This is a genomic window from Acinetobacter johnsonii, assembly GCF_048551975.1.
GTDB classification, from domain to species: domain Bacteria; phylum Pseudomonadota; class Gammaproteobacteria; order Pseudomonadales; family Moraxellaceae; genus Acinetobacter; species Acinetobacter johnsonii_A.
Window position 1 is genome coordinate 409,028 of sequence record NZ_JBIMCF010000001.1, and the last position, 16,594, is coordinate 425,621.

Here is a 16,594-nt window from a genome sequence, read left to right on the forward strand (position 1 = left end):
ATGTTGCCTTTGTTGCCGATGTTGCATATAAATTTTATCAATATTTTTTCTTATTTATTGAAAATTAAACTAATATGAGCTGCAATAATTCATATTCTAGAGGGGAAATTAATGCTGAAAAAAACGATTGTTGCTGCTTTAACTTTAGGGGTTTTTTCTAATGCTGCTTTCGCAACTGAATTTCAAGATAAACAAGCAATTATGAAAATGATGAATCAGTATATTAATGCTGTAGCTTGTGCAACAAGTAAGGTTGAACTGAAGGACATTGTAAATATTCATCCTCCTGAAGAAGATTATACAGGTTCAACCTATTATGTTCTTTGGAGCGGTGATAAAGGATGTGAAGGTGGTTCAGGTACAATGTCAGCATATATTTCTGAGGTATCAAGATACTCAAAAAGCCGTCCATTTTTAGTAAATACTGATGATGCTTTAGGTGATAATAACGAGAAGGCATGGGCGACTAGATCATCTTTTACTAATTACCGTTTTATAAACTCTATGAAGAAGACACAAGACGGTTTGTTGGAGATCGTTAGTTGGAACTATGCAGATGATATTTATGGCGGTAAAGACGGGGGGAATAATTTTCCTGCCAATAAATTTAAATACACTTTAGCCTTAGATGAAGAATCAGGTTGGAAAGTTATTAAGCAAGTTTTGTTAGAGCAAAATAAATAAAAATATAAGCCCTTTTAAAAGGGCTTTTTTATTCCCGGATTTCAATGAAATCAAACCTGAATCAATAGTTAAAAACCATACTTTTTTAGTGCGAAAAATGATTAGTGAATTGATATATAAGGTAAAGATACTTCATAAAGAACATTGAACTAGTTGTCTAGCCGGTCTTGATTTAACGTGCGCATAATAAAAAAATAGCCATTTGGGTGCGTACAGTCGTGCGCACGGTGTATTTTACAAAAAGATGATGAGCTTTTATGAGGTGTACAATGGTTTCTTAAAGTATTCTTATTTTAATAAGATATTGATTTTTATTATTAATTTTTAATTATTTTAGGTGTTGAAAATATGAACGAATGAAAACGAGTGATTTGTAAGTGTGCGCAAGCATCTAAAAATATTGGAGTGCGTACCATTTTGCGCACAGTTTTGCGCACGATATATCTTCGTAAAGCCTGTAGGAATTTAACGGATATAGTCGTTTTTTTAAAGGTTATATTTTATTAAAAATTTGATTTTTAATAATAAATTTTATTTTTAATAATAAATTTTATTTTTATTTTAATGATAATCAGTGTGCGCACTTGTACCTAAAAATGTCTAGCTGCGTACAGTCTGCGCACGCTTCATTCTATGAATGAACTTAGCGTAAAACGTCTTGTTTCTATAAAGGGTTCGCATTCTTGAATCAAGATATTGAAATATGAACTAATGTGAACTTTAAATCGATTTATAAGGAATATAACTTATAAAAAGTGCACAGATATGGCAAAGTAATGTCATCTTAAAATAATGATTTTGGTTGATTTTTAACATGACCCAAGTGCAACTCCAACAACTGCAAAAACAACTCTGGAATATCGCAAATACTTTACGTGGGAAAATGGGAGCTGATGAGTTCCGTGATTACATCCTCGGCTTTATTTTCTTTAAATATTTATCGGAAAAGTCGGTTAATTTTGCTAATGAATTGCTGGATGGCGAAGAAGTCAGCTTTCTTGAGCTGGATGAAAACAATCCTGAGCATGTACCGTATATCGAAGAAATCAAAAAGAATGCCATTGCCGAAGTGGGTTATGCGCTCACGCCAAAACAGCTGTTTCATAGCTTGGCACAGCGTGGTCGTCAGGGCGAATTCATTCTGGATGATTTAACTGCGACCTTAAAATCAATTGAACAAAGCACGTTAGGTACTGACTCTGCCGATGACTTTGCCAATCTGTTTGAAGATTTGGATTTAAACTCGACCAAGCTCGGCAATAATGCCAGTGACCGTAATGCACTGGTGGCGAAAGTCCTGAGTCATTTAGATGACATTGATTTTGATATTAGTAATACCGAAGCCGATGTACTGGGTGATGCTTACGAATACCTGATTGGTGAGTTTGCATCAGGTGCGGGCAAAAAAGCGGGGGAATTCTATACACCGCAAACCGTATCGACCTTACTGGCGAAGATTGTCACCCAAGGCAAAGAACGTTTACGTTCAGTCTATGACCCGACTTGCGGTTCGGGTTCGTTGTTACTACGTGTAAAACGTGAAGTTAAAGATGTCGATATGATTTACGGTCAGGAGATGAACCGTACTACTTACAACTTGGCGCGGATGAACATGATTCTGCATGACGTGCATTTTGCCAAGTTCGACATCAAACAGGAAAACACTTTAACCCGTCCGCAGCATCTGGATAAAAAGTTTGATGCGGTGGTGGCCAATCCGCCATTTTCAGCCAACTGGTCAGCCGATCCATTATTTTTACAGGATGAACGCTTTGCTGCTTATGGCAAACTGGCGCCAAGTTCCAAAGCCGATATGGCTTTTGTGCAGCACATGCTGTATCAACTGGATGACAACGGCACTATGGCGGTGGTGTTACCGCATGGCGTGTTATTCCGTGGTTCCAGTGAGGGCGTGATTCGTCAGTACCTGATTGAACAGTTGAATGTGGTGGATACCATTATTGGTCTACCGGCCAATATTTTCTATGGCACGTCTATTCCGACCTGTATTTTGGTGTTGAAGAAAAACCGTGAGCATACAGGCAACATTCTGTTTATTGATGCCAGCAACGAGTTTGAAAAGCAGAAGAATCAAAACAAGCTGTTGCCTGAGCATCTAGAGAATATTGTTGCGGCATTTGAAAACCGTCAGGACATTGAAAAGTATGCGCATGTCGCTACATTGCAAGAAGTTAAAGACAACGATTACAACCTGAATATTCCGCGTTATGTGGATACCTTTGAAGCAGAAGCCGAGATTGATCTGGATGCGATTGCCCAACAGCTTCAAGCTTTGGAACAAGACAGCCAAAAGACCGATGCCATCATTGCAGATTTCTGCAAAGAGCTAGGCATTGTTTCACCGTTTTCGGAGGTGAAGTAATGGTTGCGCCAAAGTTAAGGTTTAAAGAGTTTGATGGTGATTGGACGAGTAAGCAATTAGGAAAAATTATTGGAATTTCCTCAGCATCTCGTGTTTTTAAAGAACAATGGCAGGATTCTGGCGTTCCATTCTTTCGTACTAGTGATGTAGTTTCTATTTTCAAGAATAAAGAAAATGAAAAAGCATACATTTCTTTAGAGTTATTTGAAGAACTAGCTAAAAAATCAGGAAAAATTAAGCAAGGTGATTTATTGGTTACTGGCGGAGGGAGTATTGGTATTCCTTACCTAGTTCCAAATGATCAGCCTCTTTATTTTAAAGATGCCGATTTACTTTGGATGAAATCGTCAGGAATTGTTGAAGGATCTTTCCTTTATAATTTTTTTATTAGTCCTAAATTTAGAGAGTATTTAAAAAGTATTTCTCATACTGGAACAATTTCTCATTTTACGATTGAGCAAGCTAAAGCTACACCTTTTGGTTTCCCATCCAAAGAAGAACAAACCAAAATCGCCTCTTTTCTTTCTGCTGTGGATGAAAAGATCAGCCAACTCACGCAAAAACATCAGCTACTGAGCCAATACAAACAAGGCATGATGCAAAAGCTGTTTAGCCAGCAGCTTCGTTTTAAAGCGGATGATGGCAGTGAATTTGGGGAGTGGGAGGAGAAGATACTAAAAGACTTATTTCCTAAAATTAGAAATGGATTTGTTGGTGTTGCTACTCCTTATTATGTGAATTATGGGGTTAAGTATTTACAAGGTAAAAATATTAAGAATGGTAAAATTGATGCCACAGGATTGATATTTATCAATCAGGAATTTCATCAGAAAAAGACAAACTCCATTCTAAAGACAAATGATATTTTGATGGTACAAAGTGGACATGTAGGTGAATGTGCTGTTGTTACAGAAGATTATGACAATGCTAACTGCCATGCTCTTTTAGTTCTATCTCCAAAGTCTTCAAAGTTAATAAACTCTAAATTTGTTGTTTATTATTTTTATTCAGAGATCGGAAAGAAAAAAATTGCCTTAATAAAAACAGGTAATACGATTGAGCATATTTTAGCGTCAGATATTAAAGAGGTAGCTTTATTATTTCCTTGCCTAGCAGAACAAACCAAAATCGCCAATTTCTTATCTGCAATTGACCAAAAAATTGAAGTGGTGGCACAGCAAATTGAACAAGCGAAAACTTGGAAAAAAGGCTTGTTGCAGCAGATGTTTTTTTAAGTTTTTAAAGCCAAATCTTATAAGGAGGTTTGGCTTTTTTTATATTTTAGATGGGGAAAACATGGCTGAATTAGACGATAAAGAATTACAACGATATGAAAATTTATTGCTTAAAGCACAACAATATAAAATTCCTGAAAGGGAAATGACAATTTTTGATACGGCGTTAAAAAATCATCACGAAAATCCAATTACTGAGCTTCTATCATTTTTTCTTAATCCAAATGAAAAGCATGGATTAGGAACGAGTTTTTATGATGGCTTCATCAATAGCTTGAATGATAAAGAAGAGTATGAAGATTTTGATTTTGGAAGCTTTTTAAAGGTATCTACACAACAAAAAACAGATAAAGGTAACTTTATTGATCTATGGGTAGAAACAGATACAGCATTAATTATAGTTGAGGTTAAGGTCTATCATTATCAGAAAAACCCTTTCCCAGATTATTTGGCATGGGGTAGAAAAAAATTAAAAGAATTTAGTAATCTAACAAAAAAAGAAGAAAGCTATTTTGAAAAAGAATTAGTCCCCCTCATTTTATGCCCAGATGGCATAAGCTATGCGGAGCAGTGGTTAGGCTTGGCATACAATGATTTGACTTTGGAAATAAGAACAGCATTGGCGCATGAGTTCTTCAAAATTTCTATAAATAAGTGGGGAATATTTGCGCGTGATTTTTTATTACATTTAGATAGCTTTGTAGACTTATTGGAAACGAATATGGAAAGTATAAATTTCGTAGTTCAGAATATGAAAAAAATTCAAGAGCTAGTGGTGTTGAGAGATAGTGTTTATCAGGAAATCATTGATTATATTAATAATGAAATAAAAAATAAGCTTGGTGAAGATTTTGAACCTATTGTGAAATGGCATACTTGGGCAGAAAACCATCCAGCTATTCGTTTTAGTGGCAGTAATTGGAAAGATAAGTGGACAGATACAACTTTGAATCTACATATAACTAAAAATCCAATGAGTTGTTCAGTCCATATCCATATTGAAAATCAAAATGATGAACTTATCAAAAAGCTCAAGCAATATTTAAGGAGAGTGAAATTTCAAGCTAGTGAGCCTTGGTATGAAAGGAATAAGAAATTTTGGTGTATGAAATGGGATTTTGATGAATTTAATCTTGAAGAAATCGCCCAATTTTTAGTGTTTACTCAAGTAGGACTCAATAAAGTAGAAACAGAATGGAAAATAAAAACAGAGTGCTAATGCACTCTGTTTTTGAGTCTTATAAAGTCTTTCTAAAAGCAATTAATTCTGATTTGTTAAACACAGGAGAGAGGGCATTATTTTGATATTTCGTGGGATAGTCCATATAACGCATCCGAATGCGACCAATATCATTAAATTCCCCGTTAATAAGCATATCCAATAATTCAATTAAGGTAGCTCTTTTAAATGTATTGCTTCCATTGATTGAGTATTGAAAATATCCCTTATCTTTTCCACGTGTCACCACATAGGGATGAGTGATAACCCCTTGGGTATTGATGCCATGAATTAGGGTAAGAAAAGTAAAGCCTTTTGAATTGATTAGCATTTGAATTTAAGCATTATGTGTAAACCTTTAAATTTATACTAATCAACAATTTATTTTCAACATTAAGTGAATTAATATCATAGAAATAAATGACATATAAAGAATTAAATATGGTAAGCATGACAGTACAAAGTGAATATCAACTTGAAAATGAATTGATTGCACAACTGCAAGGGCTAGGATATGCAACCGTTACCATCAAGGATGAACGCCAACTACTGTCTAATCTCAAAACACAAATTGAACGTGCCAATGGACTTGCGCCACTGTCAGAAACTGAATGGAAGCAGGTCATTAGCTTTCTAAATACAGGCACGGTATTTGAACGGTCTAAAAATCTACGTGACCAGTTTCCTGTTAAATTTGATGATGGTACAAGCAAGCACATCTTCTTTTTATCAGATGACCCAAGCAAAAACGTATACCAAGTCACCAATCAAATCACTATCGACCACCGCGACTATAATGGCAGAACCAGCCGTTTTGATGTCACACTCTTGGTTAATGGTTTGCCTTTGGTACAGATCGAGCTGAAAAAACGAGGCATGGAAATTGCCGAAGCTTTCAATCAAACGCAACGCTATATTCGTGAAGCTTATTGGGCAGGGCAAGGACTGTTTGGTTTTATTCAGCTTTTTGTGATTAGTAATGGTGCAAATACTCGCTACTATTCAAACGGTACTACAGGCATCGAGTTTGCCTTTCCGTGGGCGGATGTCCATAACAAACACATCAATGAAATTGTCGACTTTGCCGAAGCATTTTTAAATCAGCAGCATCTGACCCAAATGCTGACCCAGTACATGGTGCTGCTAGAAACCATCAAAAGCCTGATGGTGCTGCGTCCCTATCAGATTTATGCAGTACAGAAAATTGTGGAGCATGTGCAAAACTCCGATCAGAACGGCTATATCTGGCACACTACAGGTTCAGGTAAAACCCTGACTTCATTTAAAGCCAGTCAGATCATCATGAATATGCCCGATGTTGAAAAGGTTTTATTTGTGGTGGATCGTAATGACCTCGACACGCAAACCTCACGTGAGTTTAATGCTTTTAAAGCTGAGAGTGTGGATAGCACAGACAGCACGCATACTTTGGTCAAGCAACTCGATCAACGCCACGACAAGCTGATTGTGACCACTATTCAAAAGTTAAATCGTGCGATTAGCACAGACCGCTATTTAGAATCGATTGATTATCTTAAAAATAAAAAAGTGGTGTTTATCTTTGATGAATGTCACCGTAGCCAATTTGGTGATACCCATCAGAACATTAAAAAATTCTTCAGCAATGCACAAATGTTTGGATTCACGGGAACACCGATCTTTGAGGAAAATAGTCAATCCAAAGCAGGTTTAAAACTCACCACAGATTATTTATTCAATCATTGTCTGCATCAATATGTCATTGTGGATGCGATTCGAGACCGTAACGTACTTCAATTCCAAATTGATTACCGTGGCAAATATACTGCTAAAGGTATGCAAAACAATCTTGACTATGACGAGGATGTTGAGGGGATTGATACCCAAGAGCTATATGACAATCCGCAGCGATTAGAAATGATTGCCCGTTATATCGTTGATACGCACGATACTAAAACCAAAAACCGTGAATTTACCGCAATGTTTTGTGTCAGTTCAGTGGATACCTTAACTCAGTATTATGAACTGTTTGAAAAGGTACAAGCTGAGAAGCAACAACAAGACGAAGCGGAGGGTCGATTATTTAAACCTCTCACCATTGCGACCATTTTCTCCTACGGTGCGAATGAAGCTGTTGAGAACAACGACCAAAATGGATTGATTCAAGAAGAATCAACTGATGCTCCGAGCCAAATCAATCAGTCTAGTCGTGATAAATTGGATCGCTACATTGCCAACTATAATGCTCAGTTCGGCACGAATTATAACTCTGGTGATGGATTCTATGCCTATTACCGTGATATTGCAGATCGGGTAAAGAAAAAGCAGATTGATATTTTACTGGTCGTAAATATGTTTCTCACAGGTTTTGACTCTAAGCCTTTGAATACCTTGTATGTCGATAAGAACCTTAAATATCATGGTCTAATTCAGGCTTTTTCACGGACTAACCGTGTCTACAACGATAAAAAACCATTTGGTAATATTATTAGCTTCCGTAATTTAAAACGTGCCACAGATGAAGCATTGGCATTATTTTCCAATAAAGAAGCACGGAAGACTGTACTTGTCCCAAGTTTTGATGAAATCAAAAAAGATTACGAGGATGCTGTCGCTAAGCTATTGGGCATGACACCAGACTATAAGTCAGTTGATACTCTGAAGACAGAAGAGGCTCAATTAGAGTTCATTAAGGCATTCCGTGAGGTGATGCGTTACAACGCACAATTACAGACCTTTGTAGATTATGACCAAGATGCCACGGCGTTAGATAAACAGCATTTTGCTAATTTTGCATCTAAATATGCCGATCTCTGTTGTGCGATTCGAAAAACCACCAAGAAAGAAAAAGTCTCGGTGCTGGATGATGTCGATTTTCAATTGGATTTGCTGCACAGTGATCGTATCAATGTGGGTTATATCCTTACACTGTTACAGATGGCAGTGAATGCTGAAACAGATGAGCAGCGTAAGAAATACGAAACCCAAGTACATGATCTGATTGGCAGTGATATTAGCTTGCATGATAAGCAAGACTTGATACAAAAATTTATTGAAGAAAACATGCCAAAAATGATTAATGGGCAAAGTGTCAAAGATGCTTTTGCAGAGTATTGGGATGTACAGAAAGAACAGGCATACCAGCATTTATGCGAACAAGAAAATCTGAAACCTGAAGTGATGAAAACGGTTTTAGATAACTATGAATTCACGAAGCGTTTACCAAGGAAAGAAGAACTCAAAGACCTCCCAAACTTTAAAGTGAAGCTTTTTGAGCGAGAGAACGTGTTTAATCAGTTATGGGATAAGACTAAACAGTTCATTCAGACTTTTTATACTGGGCTTTGAGTAGATAATGGATATGCAGAATATTGATGCTCAAGTAGATGCCTTACTTACTGATCCAGTGACAGCAAATAAATACCTTTCGTACTTTGATAAAGATATTAAAAAACGATGTGTTGAAAAAAGTGAGTTCTTTGCACAAACCTTAATTCATGATGAAGATGCTGAAATTAGACAGTTGTGTGCTGTGCATTATGAGTTTTTAGCCTTAAAACTTATCGCAGATGGCGATGCTACTGTTCGTGCGGCATGTGCAGAAAAATGGGAGTCTTGTGCTAAGTATTTATTTGCAGATGATAGCTATGAAGTACGTCGAGCATGTCTAGATTGGGAGTTATGTCATCCTCTGATATTGATGAATGATGCTGAGTGGCAATCAGATATATTACAAACAGTTTCCTTAACGGGAATTGATTCAGATGTACTAGAAGAGAAAGAAAGGGCTAGAGAAATTTTAGAAAATGAAATTGCTACAGATGATAATTTTGCTGATATTTGTGTAGAGTTAGAGAACAAATGGATCAAACAAAAGTGCGCTGAAAGTTGGAGATTATGTGCTTTAAAATTAGTGCATAGTGAAGATGAAGATCTTGTTGAAATAAGTATTCAGCGGCTTTTGGAAGATGATGATTGGTGCTGTTTAGATTCAGAGGAATTGGTTGAGCTGTGCCGTATTGATGAACGTCTAGCCTTACAAATTTTAGATAATCATTTAGATGATTGGTGGGTGAAATCAGCTTGTGTTCAACTTTATGAAAGTTGTGCTATTCGGTTAATGACGGATGAAGAAGATGTCATAGCAGAGCATGCTCAATTCATGATTTTGGAAAGTCAGAACACAGAGCTAAAGTTAAATGCTTTAAAAGAATTAAATAATTACCATACTGCAGCTATCTTGATTCAAGACCGTCATCCAGAAGTTCGGAAGGCATGTATTGCAGTTGATGAAGATTTTGCTAACGAGCTAGTTACTGATCATGATATGAGTGTTCGATTGGCTTGTTTAGAGACTATAGATTGTGTAGATGAACTTGTGAATGATCATGAGGTAGAAATTCGCAAAGCTTGTGCTCGATATTATGAGGGTGCTACTCAATTAATAAATGATGAAGATCCAGAAGTTAGAAAAATTTGTGCTGAACATTATCAATGTGCATTAGGTTTGGTAAATGATATTGATAAAGAAGTGAGATCAATAGCGAAGATAACAGTAGAGACCAATAGAAATTTGAATCTTCCTTTTGACTAGCAGAGAGGAAAGTAGGTTTTTAAAAGTATTAAGTAAAAATAAAGTGGATTTTTGAATGAGGATACATATAAGGATATAATTAAATTTTAAATTTAAATTATTTAATAAAAACAATTATTTAATATAAAAACTACATCCTCGCTGAGCGCACCATATTCTTATTATAAGTTATTGTAATTTATATTTTTTAAATAATAAAGTTTTGCTCCGTGTACTCATGTTTATTTTCACTTGTTTGTAATTGAATACTTTATAACTCTGGAAAGTCTCATTTCGTTAAATGATATTTATCGGATGAATGTGTATTTATAAAACAATATGCACTTATTGAGCTTTGGCATTCATAAACAGGCATTCAGTGTTTTCCATGTGATGGGGATTATACAAATACAAGATCGGGCAATTAGATATATTCGAAGAATATGACGAGTTGGACGGCGTTATTGAGCAGTTGGATAAGTGATTTAAGATAAAAAGCATCCTCAAGTGCCAAATTATATTTTACAGCATAAGGGAGCTGGGGACTTCTAGTTGATATTTATCTTTCTTCAAATTTGATTGATAACAAAGTACGTTTTATGGCAGTAGAAGATAAAAACTGTTAAATCCCATAAAATGTCTATACAAGGAACTGTAAGTAATGGAAGTTTTTTAGACTGTAAGATTTTGATTTATATATAAATATTTAAAAAGGAGTCAATCTAAAAGTCCCTCAGGTTTTCCCATATCGTGAGTTTAATATTTAACATCAATGGGTTATTCAGCTATTCCATCACCACGACATCATAGATCCCAGCGACAGTAAAATGTTGATCATCTGTACGTTTGAAGATGTACCAGTGAGGCTTACCATACAATTTATCTTTGACGATAGAATCTTACTAAACACTATTGTTAAGTATCTATCTGTTATAAAAATCTGGTCTTGATTATCTTCTGTTCATAAGTAGTGAGGTGTTTTGTATTCCTCGAATAAAATCTTGCTGTATAGCAACAATGCTGTATATAGTTTTAAACATATATATGTCAAGTAATGCTTAAATTCGTAGCATGTTAAGGGTTGATGATAAGTCTTCGGAAATAGAGAACGAAAAGATCACTGATGAGACGTCTTCTCCGTACAGGCATAGATTTTAGTGAATAAAATTAAAATAATTTGAAATTGGCGTAAACTGCCAATAACCAAGATAGGAACAAAATGAGTGCAGAAGTAGATTCACTGGGACTGGTTGGGCCTGTTGTACTGTTGAGTGCAGCGGTCATTGCCGTCCCTATTTTTAAACGTATTGGTCTAGGTTCGATATTAGGCTACTTAATTGCTGGATTGATCATTGGGCCATTTGGTTTTGCCTTTTTTAACAATCCCACAGCCATCTTACATATTGCTGAACTCGGCATCGTGATGTACCTATTTATCATCGGATTGGAGATGCAACCTTCGCATTTATGGAATTTGAGGAAAGAAATTTTTGGCTTGGGCAGTTTGCAAATCCTTATTTCGATCATTGCCTTAACGGGTATGGGCATGTTGTTTGGCTTTAGCTGGAAAATTGCGTTCATTGGAGCAGCAGGCTTTGTCTTAACATCGACTGCGATAGTAATGCAACTGTTAAATGATCGTGGAGAGCTGCATCAACAACGTGGTCAAAAGATCGTTGCAATCTTATTGTTTGAAGACTTATTGATCGTTCCTTTATTGGCATTGGTTGCATTTATGGCACCCAATCAAGCGGCGGAAAGCTCATCTATCAATTTACAAGGGATTGGTATTGGACTGTTGGCTATTGCTGGATTAATTGTTGCAGGGCATTGGTTACTCAATCCATTATTTAAAATTTTAGCTGCTGCTAAAGCACGTGAAGTGATGACTGCTGCGGCATTGTTGGTGGTATTGGGTGCGGCATTACTGATGCAACTCAGTGGTTTATCCATGGCGCTGGGTGCATTTCTAGCAGGAGTGTTACTGTCTGAGTCGACTTTCCGTCACCAAATTGAAGCGGATATTGAACCCTTCCGCAGCTTATTACTCGGCTTATTCTTCTTGGGCGTCGGGATGTCTTTGGACTTGGCAGTGGTCAGGCAAAATTGGCCAATAATTGTCAGTGGTGTAATTGCGTTGATGTTCACCAAAGCACTGATGATTTATGCAGTCGCACGTTTGACCAAGAGTAATCATCCCGAAGCTTTAGATCGATCCTTACTGATGGCGCAGGGTGGTGAGTTTGCCTTTGTATTATTTAGTGCTGCGACGACAGCTCAAATTATTGACAATACCATTAAGTCTAATTTAACCGCGATTGTCGTATTGTCTATGGTGCTAACGCCAATCATTGGGGTGCTGTTTAAACGCTTTACCCTTGATCAGGATGAAAGTTCTCTTGATCAGGTCAGGGTTGCCGATGGCTTAACAGGTAAAGTATTGATGATTGGTTTTGGTCGCTTTGGTCAAGTGGCGAGTCAGCTGTTATTGGCGCGTAGTGTGGATGTGACCATTATTGATAATGATGTCAACATGATCCAAAATGCGGAAAAATTTGGTTTTGATGTCTATTATGGCGATGGATGTCGTTTAGATATTTTACATGCCTCAGGGGCTGAGGCCGCGGAAGCAATTTTAGTCTGTGTCGACCACAAAGAAACGATTAATAAAATTGTAGAGTTGGTGAATGCTGAATTTCCTTTGGCTAAGCTGATTGTTCGTTCCTATGACCGTGAACACGCGCTGTATTTGTCCAAGAAAAATGTCAGTCTGATGGTTAGAGAAACCTTTGAGTCTGCATTGGCTTTAGGTCAAATGGCCTTGCAGCAATTGGGAGCAAGTCAAGATGAAATTCAGCAGGTGAGTGAGGATATCCGAGCTTTAGATAATCAACGTTTTGAAACGGAAGTTGCAGCTGATGATGTCAAAGCAGGCATAGGTATACAATATACGCAGCGTAACCCACGACCTACAGCACCCTTGATTAAGCCGCAACATACGGGGCAGTTGTTAAATGATGCAGAACTAGAAAAACTGCTTGAAGTAGATGATAGAACTTAAAAATATGAGTTGAATCATCTTGCATGAAAAGGCCTATTTTAGGCCTTTTCATTTTTGAACAGATGGATCTGTAAGCACTGAATGATTTTGCTTAATTTTATATTGAACGAAAGTTATATCAGTCCGATGATGTCGAACGGATACAATTTCGACCATCATTCTTGGCTTGATAGAGTTTTTGGTCTGCCAGTTTCATCACATCTTGAATACTCTCTGAGTCTTGAGGCCACGAGGCAATACCAATTGAAACTGTGATCGTGCCAATTGGGTCAATGTAGCTTTGTGCTACTGTTTTACGAAGTCGTTCAGCTGCTATATAGGCAATTTGCGGATCTTCGTGTACCACAAATACAATAAATTCTTCTCCACCGACACGGCAGCACACATCATGTTGACGAAAGTTACTTTTCATATGAGAAGCTAACTTTTTCAACACATGATCACCTTGATCATGCCCATAGTTATCATTTACTGCTTTAAAGTGATCGATGTCCAATGTCAGTACGGAAAAAGGCGTATTGGTTGCTTCTAATTCATTTAAAAATAGTTTCATACCACGGCGGTTATAAAGTTCCGTCAGCGGATCGGTATTCACGTGTTGTTTAAGCTCTGCAATTTCATCTTTAAAATGTTTAGAGCTAAGCAAAAGAGCGGTGCGAAAGCGTAAAGCCTCAAAATACCATGGATCGATTTTTTTAATATCTTGATCAATATTTGGGCGCATTAACATGCTGGCCATTTGTGCAAGCTTATTGAGTGGTGACGAAATCCAGTAAGAAAGTTTCCACACAAAAATGAACAGGAGTAAATAGAAGCCGAGCATAGCCAGTGTTACTTTAACGATGATCGAGTTAGCTTGACTTAATAACTCTAACGTCGGTTGTTGCGACACGACAATCCAGTTTACACTTGGAATTACTGCAAATCCCGCAAGGTTTTCGATCCCTTTACTATTGACCAGTGCAATCTTTCCAGTGGGGTGGGAGGTAATATATTGCATTCCAGTATTATTTTTTAATGAGTCGCCAATGCGAGACTTATCTGGATGGAAGATGATCTTATTCTTATTATCAACAACATAAGTATAACTTTTCTTATAAGAATAAGTGGTAGCTAATAGCTCACTCACCAAGTTTTCTTTATTCAAATAAATCGAGCCCGTGACGATACCGAGAAATTCATTTTTACGATTAAAAATAGGCTGAGCAATCAGCACAATTAAATTGTTTGACAAACCTTTGTATGGAGAGGAAATATAGGTTTTCTTGAGTTTTAATGCTTCGGTAATACCTAAAGTTTTATATTGTTTTTTTTGATTAATATTTAAGGTCTCGGGTGAGTACTCCAAAATAAAAGCATTTTTATCGATAATCGTGATTGAGTTAAATTTTTGTGATTGCCCCTTAAGACGCGTAACTTCAGCTTTTAAAACTTGTTGATTGGAGAAATCTTGACCAACAATTTGGGCGCTGTAGCGTAACTCACTCAACATACTTTCAAAATATTTATCGGTACTAAATGCAATTTTTGAGGCATAGCGTTGATTGGCAGCTAAAGAGTTTTCGGTTAACTGCTCTTTGATGACATAGTTCAGAACAAAAAATGAAATTATAAATAAGCTTGAAACACAGCCAATAATTAAAATCAAAATAAGTTTTTGTAAATCTAAACGATGAAAAACAGATTTCTTGATCACTCATGCCCCCAAGCCAAGAACAGATTTTTTAAAGTTTTGTTGTGATGCCTATAGAAGCTCAATTCTCATGATTGAAAATCAATCTGGGTGAAAATCGCTCGAATTTGATTGCTGGTATTCTTGTAAGTATAGAGAAACTTCATATTAATATATACATAATTTTTATATAAAAATTACATTAATTTTCATTAAGATAATATGAATAGTACACAATAGCGCATAATCAATCAAAAGCACTATTAAAGTTTAATGAAAACAACATTAAATTGACATGCTTAAACGTAATAATGAGCTCCTTATTATTACGATCATTGGAAAACAAAAATGAATGTCTTTGGCATCGCATTGATTACCTTATTATCATTCATTGGCTTAGGGGCGCTCATCACAAGTTTCGTTGTGGGTGAAACATTCTTTATCGTGATTGGATTACTTATATTTATTATGACCTTTTTGGTTTGGTTAAGTCTTAAAGATAAAGTTTCAAATCCTTTTAAAGATTAATAATTTTGTATTTAATTGATTTTTATAATTTTACTATAGCTTAATATTGATCAAGCTTAGATAGGTGGATGTAGATTACATGGCAGACTAAAACTTGAAGTGCGACATAAACCACCTAATTTCTCCTATTCATGTGCTTTTGAAATACAACAGCAACATATTATGTCTTAAAATTTACGGAGTATAAAAATGTGATTCTGCGTTTTATTTATAGAGCGCTAAGCTGATTAAATTATGCTGATGTTGTTTTGTTTTCCATTTAGCCAGCGTTTATTTACTGAATTTCCAGCATTATTATAGTGGATGATTTTTGCATAATTACCTACAGATGTTGCATTATCGCCAATTTTAACATGATCGATAATATAATACAGACATTTGGACCAATATATACATTGTTGCCAATTACAGCGGCCTGACGACCGCCATTGGCAACAATCGTTTAAATTGCGATAGGTTGCATTGTTTCGAAGAACATTAGTTACGGTGACAATCAAAGGTCTCCCATGACCGATGAACAAGCCATAGCCAATTTTTGTGGTGTAGTGGATATCGATCCCGTATTTCTTCTTATAATAAAAAATAGGGTAGGCCAGTTTGCCGATCCACGATTTTGAAGCCGAAAGAAGTAACCAAATGATAAAGTTAAAATCACGATTAAACAAATAAGTTTTCAGAAATGAACTTAATTTCGTATTGCCACCACAATACCGATATAAATCACTCAAAATCAATTGAACTAATATGTAGAAAAACTCATAGGTTGAATGCGCGATTTTACTTGATTTGATGCTGAGCTGTTATCTAGATTTAGCCTTTCAGTATAATCTCTTATTTTTAAAAAATATCAATTGTCTTTTATTTGTACAGTTGTTTCGAAATGTCATACGCTCTTGTCGAGAGTAAAAAATGCTTTTATATTGTACTTACAGTAGGTCGATAACTAAGACGCTACGATGTAGTTGGACGGATCAATGACAGCTCGTTGAGTTTGAAATGAAATGTTCAAACAATAAATCAGCACTAGCCTTCCAACATAGAAAAGCTCGCAGCAATGCGAGCTTTTTTTATGTGAAAAAATATGACTATGTATCTCGGTTGTTAAGCATATTTGATTTAAGTTTATGATTTATAAGTCTGATTTTGAAAATATTTATATAAATTAACATTGCGATAAATTCTAACAACTCTATGGGCAGTGTTGGAAAAAACTTGTGTTATAAGATTAAGCAGAGCTAAAAAAAGAAAAGGAAAATGACC

The 16,594-nt window shown here is 36.1% G+C and carries 11 protein-coding genes; 8 read left to right on the top strand and 3 right to left on the bottom strand.

Going from position 1 to position 16,594, the window contains the following annotated elements; all coding sequences use genetic code 11:
- Positions 1-111: 111 nt before the first annotated feature.
- The 4 genes from ACG9ZB_RS01980 (at position 112) to ACG9ZB_RS01995 (ending at position 5,521) form a co-directional block, all read left to right on the top strand.
- A complete protein-coding gene (locus ACG9ZB_RS01980) occupies positions 112-684 on the top strand; it encodes a hypothetical protein (RefSeq protein ID WP_419323738.1) in 573 nt (190 codons plus the stop codon).
- Between the two features lie 814 nt (positions 685-1,498).
- A complete protein-coding gene (locus ACG9ZB_RS01985) occupies positions 1,499-3,067 on the top strand; it encodes a type I restriction-modification system subunit M (RefSeq protein ID WP_419323740.1) in 1,569 nt (522 codons plus the stop codon).
- Positions 3,067-4,302 (top strand): restriction endonuclease subunit S, encoded by a 1,236-nt coding sequence (locus ACG9ZB_RS01990; protein ID WP_419323742.1) that lies wholly within the window; start codon positions 3,067-3,069, stop codon positions 4,300-4,302. The genes ACG9ZB_RS01985 and ACG9ZB_RS01990 overlap by 1 nt, the downstream gene beginning before the upstream one ends.
- A gap of 61 nt (positions 4,303-4,363) precedes the next feature.
- Positions 4,364-5,521 carry a PD-(D/E)XK nuclease family protein gene (locus ACG9ZB_RS01995; protein WP_419323744.1) on the top strand — a complete coding sequence of 386 codons (1,158 nt, stop codon included), beginning with the start codon at positions 4,364-4,366 and terminating at the stop codon, positions 5,519-5,521.
- Positions 5,522-5,540: 19 nt separating this feature from the next.
- Here the strand turns inward: ACG9ZB_RS01995 and ACG9ZB_RS02000 are convergent, their stop codons facing one another.
- A complete protein-coding gene (locus ACG9ZB_RS02000) occupies positions 5,541-5,852 on the bottom strand; it encodes a hypothetical protein (protein WP_419323746.1) in 312 nt (103 codons plus the stop codon).
- A gap of 119 nt (positions 5,853-5,971) precedes the next feature.
- Between ACG9ZB_RS02000 and ACG9ZB_RS02005 the strand changes: the two genes are divergently transcribed.
- From ACG9ZB_RS02005 to ACG9ZB_RS02015, 3 genes are all read left to right on the top strand, one after another.
- Positions 5,972-8,848 carry a type I restriction endonuclease subunit R gene (locus tag ACG9ZB_RS02005; RefSeq protein ID WP_419323807.1) on the top strand — a complete coding sequence of 959 codons (2,877 nt, stop codon included), beginning with the start codon at positions 5,972-5,974 and terminating at the stop codon, positions 8,846-8,848.
- 7 nt (positions 8,849-8,855) lie between these two features.
- Positions 8,856-10,094, top strand: coding sequence for a hypothetical protein (locus tag ACG9ZB_RS02010; RefSeq protein WP_419323748.1), 1,239 nt, complete (start codon positions 8,856-8,858; stop codon positions 10,092-10,094).
- 1,198 nt (positions 10,095-11,292) lie between these two features.
- Complete coding sequence (locus tag ACG9ZB_RS02015; protein ID WP_419323749.1) at positions 11,293-13,134, top strand: monovalent cation:proton antiporter-2 (CPA2) family protein; 1,842 nt, start codon at positions 11,293-11,295, stop codon at positions 13,132-13,134.
- 118 nt (positions 13,135-13,252) lie between these two features.
- Here the strand turns inward: ACG9ZB_RS02015 and ACG9ZB_RS02020 are convergent, their stop codons facing one another.
- Positions 13,253-14,830, bottom strand: a complete 1,578-nt coding sequence (locus ACG9ZB_RS02020) for a sensor domain-containing diguanylate cyclase (RefSeq protein ID WP_419323751.1) — start codon at positions 14,828-14,830, stop codon at positions 13,253-13,255.
- Between the two features lie 324 nt (positions 14,831-15,154).
- Here ACG9ZB_RS02020 and ACG9ZB_RS02025 point away from each other — a divergent pair, with 324 nt between their 5' ends.
- Positions 15,155-15,334, top strand: a complete 180-nt coding sequence (locus tag ACG9ZB_RS02025) for a hypothetical protein (protein WP_419323753.1) — start codon at positions 15,155-15,157, stop codon at positions 15,332-15,334.
- A gap of 227 nt (positions 15,335-15,561) precedes the next feature.
- Here the strand turns inward: ACG9ZB_RS02025 and ACG9ZB_RS02030 are convergent, their stop codons facing one another.
- On the bottom strand, positions 15,562-15,999 hold the full coding sequence (locus ACG9ZB_RS02030; protein ID WP_419323754.1) for a serine acetyltransferase: 438 nt from the start codon (positions 15,997-15,999) through the stop codon (positions 15,562-15,564).
- Positions 16,000-16,594: the final 595 nt, after the last annotated feature.

What these genes read in the sequence shown, in the direction of transcription:
- ACG9ZB_RS01980 (WP_419323738.1), top strand. Translation starts at nt 112, where the DNA reads ATGCTGAAAAAAACGATTGTTGCTGCTTTAACTTTAGGGGTTTTTTCT.
- ACG9ZB_RS01985 (WP_419323740.1), top strand. Translation starts at nt 1,499, where the DNA reads ATGACCCAAGTGCAACTCCAACAACTGCAAAAACAACTCTGGAATATC.
- ACG9ZB_RS01990 (WP_419323742.1), top strand. Translation starts at nt 3,067, where the DNA reads ATGGTTGCGCCAAAGTTAAGGTTTAAAGAGTTTGATGGTGATTGGACG.
- ACG9ZB_RS01995 (WP_419323744.1), top strand. Translation starts at nt 4,364, where the DNA reads ATGGCTGAATTAGACGATAAAGAATTACAACGATATGAAAATTTATTG.
- ACG9ZB_RS02000 (WP_419323746.1), bottom strand. Translation starts at nt 5,852, where the DNA reads ATGCTAATCAATTCAAAAGGCTTTACTTTTCTTACCCTAATTCATGGC.
- ACG9ZB_RS02005 (WP_419323807.1), top strand. Translation starts at nt 5,972, where the DNA reads ATGACAGTACAAAGTGAATATCAACTTGAAAATGAATTGATTGCACAA.
- ACG9ZB_RS02010 (WP_419323748.1), top strand. Translation starts at nt 8,856, where the DNA reads ATGGATATGCAGAATATTGATGCTCAAGTAGATGCCTTACTTACTGAT.
- ACG9ZB_RS02015 (WP_419323749.1), top strand. Translation starts at nt 11,293, where the DNA reads ATGAGTGCAGAAGTAGATTCACTGGGACTGGTTGGGCCTGTTGTACTG.
- ACG9ZB_RS02025 (WP_419323753.1), top strand. Translation starts at nt 15,155, where the DNA reads ATGAATGTCTTTGGCATCGCATTGATTACCTTATTATCATTCATTGGC.